The 4,296-nt window shown below is 51.7% G+C and carries 3 protein-coding genes; all 3 read left to right on the top strand.

Annotated features, from left to right (window positions below; all coding sequences use genetic code 11):
• The first annotated feature begins 188 nt into the window (after positions 1–188).
• A complete protein-coding gene (locus RAC79_RS25415; protein WP_065656789.1) occupies positions 189–1,481 on the top strand; it encodes a glycosyltransferase family 1 protein in 1,293 nt (430 codons plus the stop codon).
• Positions 1,482–1,890: 409 nt separating this feature from the next.
• Positions 1,891–3,654, top strand: a complete 1,764-nt coding sequence (locus RAC79_RS25410; protein WP_065656788.1) for an ABC transporter ATP-binding protein — start codon at positions 1,891–1,893, stop codon at positions 3,652–3,654.
• A 36-nt stretch (positions 3,655–3,690) separates the two neighbouring features.
• Positions 3,691–4,296, top strand: a 606-nt coding sequence (locus tag RAC79_RS25405) for a sugar phosphate nucleotidyltransferase (protein WP_374997682.1), incomplete at its 3' end; no start/stop codon positions are given.

The following is a 4,296-nucleotide window of genomic DNA, read 5'->3' as shown; positions in this document are numbered from 1 at the left end:
ATTATATCTTGGACAGAAATGTGTAGTTTTGCATCACTAGGAGGTTCTCGACGTTGACAAATGTGCTGTCCAAAATCTATATGCCAAAATGCATGGTGGGCGATCGGCAACAGCGTGGCATATGAGCTCGTAAGTTTTTGCAATCTAATATGTTTCATGACGGAAGTGTCCGTCAGGCAGGACGGTAAATGCCCCAAGTCTTTTTTGATCTGTCGGAACTTTTCCTGAATTCGGGAGTCAAGTTTAAATATTACGGAATTGCGCGAACCGTAATGGAAGTCGCTTATGAACTGACTTTGGCGGATAAATCTGTAAGGTATGTAATCTATTCGCCGCTGCATCGTCGGTTTTTTGAGGTTTTTCCCCGTACGGGTGACGCATCGCCAACCGGTGTTCTGGATCCCAATATTCCTTCAAGCGCGACCCCATTGCGTCTGAGGCAGAATCTTTTTGATACTAACTTTTTGAAGTCTTTTTTCTACGGGATGGTGCGCACGATAGTCGAGCATCGCAATCGCAAACGTTGGGCAACTATTCCGGCGAGTGCAGTTCGGGAGGTTAATCTCGACGGGCAGATTCTGATTTCGCTGGGCAGGCCAAAAATCATGTCTGACTATATCATGGCGTTGAATGAACGGGGCGAAAAAGCCACTTTCATTCCGATGCTCCATGACATGATCCCATTGCATAATTTCACACATCGGAATCAGTTTTCGTTTCCGCGGAATTTTATTCACGATAACAAGGTCGCTATCGGGGCTGCGTCACTGATTTTGACAAATTCGGAATTTACGGCGCGGGAAGTAAAGCATTTTTCAGAGATAGGGACATTGCCGCCAGTGCAGGACGTTGTCGCTATCCCGCTTTGTAATGAACTTCGGCCGACGGTTGAGCCAATAGATAAGAAACCCCCTTCAGGTCGTTACCTTCTGGGCGTCGGTATTTATAACGGCCGTAAGAACTTGGAATGTGTTGTTGAAGCCATGCTTCTATTACAGGCTTCCGGTGTCGTTCCGCCCGCACTGGTGTTGGCAGGCGCAAGACGTAAAAGAGTTGAAAAATTCTTAAAACAGGAAAAGTTTCGCCCTATAGCCGACAAGTTCCACTTTGTTCTTAACCCGAACCAAGCGGAATTACGTCTGCTCTACGAAAATGCCTATGGCCTCGTTTTGCCGAGCAGAATGGAAGGGTGGGGCTTGCCGATTAGCGAAGCTCTTTGGTGCGGGACCCCGGCTTTTGCTGCGGATGTGCCGGCCTTGAGGGAGGCAGGGGGTACACTCGCACTGTATTTCAATCCAGAGAAACCGGATGAATTGGCTGATTTGGTTCGCGGGTTGTTGCTCGAGCCGGATAGCTACGCTGCCTTGAAAACGAAAATCGCCGAATTCAAACCACAAATGCGGACCTGGCGAAATGTCGCGTCAGATATACTTCATTCGGTGCAAAAGTTTGACCACAAAGAGAGACGGGTGGCGACATAAGGCTGCCAGCTGACATGGATGATGTGCCCTCCATGCCGTTGGGAAGCTATCTTGAGTGCGGAATGGGGATAGATCAGCATTAGCCGCGCCAGATGGGATTTTCTTGCCGGTTACTCTAAAGCAGCAATCTCTCCCGTTCTTCCCCCTGCCTGAAACGGGGCGTGATGACATCCTCGCCAGAGGGAGATTGACACTTAGTGATCACCCATTTAAGTGCACTAAGCCAATTTTGGATTAGCCGTGCCTCGGCATTTGGACCAGTGTTAAGCTTTGAGTTTTGCGAGCATGAAACTTGAGCCATCATATATGAGCGCTACACACCGAACATCACTCCATCCGTTTGGGTTTGTTCGTCTAACGTGATAAACACTCACCAAATGTAGTTTCTGCACAAATTAGGAATATCGCTGTGATCGGATCATTTTTGTCGCAAAACGACAAGAAGCTGCTGGTACGACTGTTCAAAGAGAACTTTAGGAAGCATGTCGGTTGGTACTCGATGGCAATCGCGGCAATGGTTGTCGTTGCTGCAACGACCTCTCTCAGCGCTTGGATCATGCGCGATATCGTTAACAGCGTTTACTTGAAGCGCGGCTTTGACGTCGTCCTTGAGATTGCTTTTGCGGTTGCCGCGATATTCATTGTAAAGGGCCTCGCCACGTTCGTTCAGAGTTACTATCTGAGCAAAGCCGGCAACAGCATCGTCGCGGAGCAGCAACGTAAAATATATGATCGCCTGCTGAAGCAAGGTGTATCGTTCTTTCAAAACCTGCCATCATCGGAATTGCTGGTTCGGGTAACCTACAATGCACAGGCTGCCAGGAGCGTTATCGATACAATCGTGACGTCCTTTATCCGCGACCTGTTGTCGCTCATCGGTTTGATCGTTGTGATGTTCGCCCAGAATTTTCTTCTGAGCGCGATTTCGATGATTATAGGCCCTCTTGCCATCTTCAGTGTCCGTCTTGTCTTGCGCCGGGTGCGTAAGATCATGGAGGCTGAGCTCGCTTCGCTTGGCGAAATCGTCAACGTCGTGCAGGAAACCAGCATCGGCGTCCGTGTGATTAAAGCGTTCTCGCTTGAGAAGCTTATGCGCCAACGTATGAACAAGGCAGTGTCTGACGTTGAGCATCGAGCAAATGGTATTGCGAAGCTTGAAGCGGCGACCAGTCCGATCATGGAAACGCTGTCCGGCCTTGCGATTGCTGTCGTCATTGCCGTTTCCGGCTACACCGTTCTGGAGAAAGGCGGCTCTCCGGGCGATCTGATGTCCTTTATAACCGCTTTGCTTCTTGCTTACGAACCAGCAAAACGTCTGGCGCGTATGAGAATACAGATCGAAGGAGGCATGATCGGTGTCCGCATGATGTTCGAGGTTCTGGACGCGCCGTTGACGCTTGCCGAAAAGAAAGATGCCCTGCCTCTACTCAAGGCCAGTGGCGACGTGCAACTAAGAAACGTCAGCTTCGAATATGTTTCTGGGCAGCCGGTTCTGAAGAACGTCAGCGTACTCTTCGAGGGCGGCAAGATGACCGCATTGGTCGGTCCGTCAGGAAGCGGCAAATCGACAATCATCAATCTTATGATGCGCCTTTACGATCCTCAGAATGGTTCCGTTGAAATCAACGGCATGGATTTGCGCGATGTTTCCTTTGCTAGCCTGCGCGAGCACGTATCTTATGTGGGTCAGGAAACCTTTCTGTTCTCGGGTACTGTTAAGCACAATATCTCCGTTGGTCGGGACGGCGCGACAGAAGAAGAGATCATTGCTGCTGCCAAGGCTGCCAATGCCCATGAATTTATCATGAAGATGCCTGACGGTTACGACAGCAAGCTTGGTGAAAATGGTTCAGGCCTTTCCGGGGGGCAGAGACAGCGTGTTGCGATCGCGCGAGCCATGCTGAGGGACGCAGATATTTTGATCCTTGACGAGGCGACCAGTGCGTTGGATTCGGAATCCGAAGCTCTTGTGCGAGACGCGCTTGAGCGCCTGACACTGAACAAAACATCTATTGTCATCGCTCATCGGCTTTCAACGATAAACCGAGCCGACAAGATCGTCGTTATGGATAATGGACAGGTCGTAGAGGAAGGAAGTCGGCGTGAACTACTTGCAACAGATGGCCTTTATAAACGCCTGCACAGTATCCAGTTCGATGCGGACGTAGCATAACCCTGACATATCAGGCCGCATTGGAAAGGTTTTGTTGTGAAGGAACACTCTCGAAAGATCACGCCGGTTCTTCTTGCCGGCGGTGCTGGTTCGCGGCTTTGGCCGGTATCGCGCGATCAGTTGCCCAAGCAGTTCCAGCCGCTGGTCGGCAATCTTTCGACCTATCAGCAGACGCTGCAGCGGGTGGGAGACAAGGGCCTTTACGCCGAGCCGCTGGTGATCACCAATGAGGATTTCCGGTTCTTCGCCCGCCGTCAGGCCGAAGAGATCGATCTACCGGCAACCGTGGTGCTGGAGCCCGCCCGCCGCGACAGCGCCGCCGCCATGGCCGCCGCCGCCGTGCTGGCCGAGCGCCGCGAGCCCGGATGCCTGGTACTGGCGCTTGCCGCCGATCATGTGGTGCTCGATGCCGACAAGTTCTCAGACGCCGTGAAACTCGGCGCAAAAGCCGCCGATCAGGGCAATATCGTCGTCTTCGGCCTAGTGCCGACCGAACCGCGCACCTCCTACGGTTATATCAAGCCGGGCGAGGCGATCGACGGCGAAAAAGACCTCAGCACCGTCGATGCCTTCGTGGAAAAGCCGGATATGAAGACGGCGATCTCCTATCTGGAAAAGGGTTATCTCTGGAATTCCGGCAAT

Source organism: Agrobacterium sp. LR_9 (genome assembly GCF_041954855.1).
Lineage (GTDB): Bacteria > Pseudomonadota > Alphaproteobacteria > Rhizobiales > Rhizobiaceae > Agrobacterium > Agrobacterium leguminum.
Note: the sequence above shows the minus strand (reverse complement) of the source record. Positions and strands in the feature narration are given on the sequence as shown.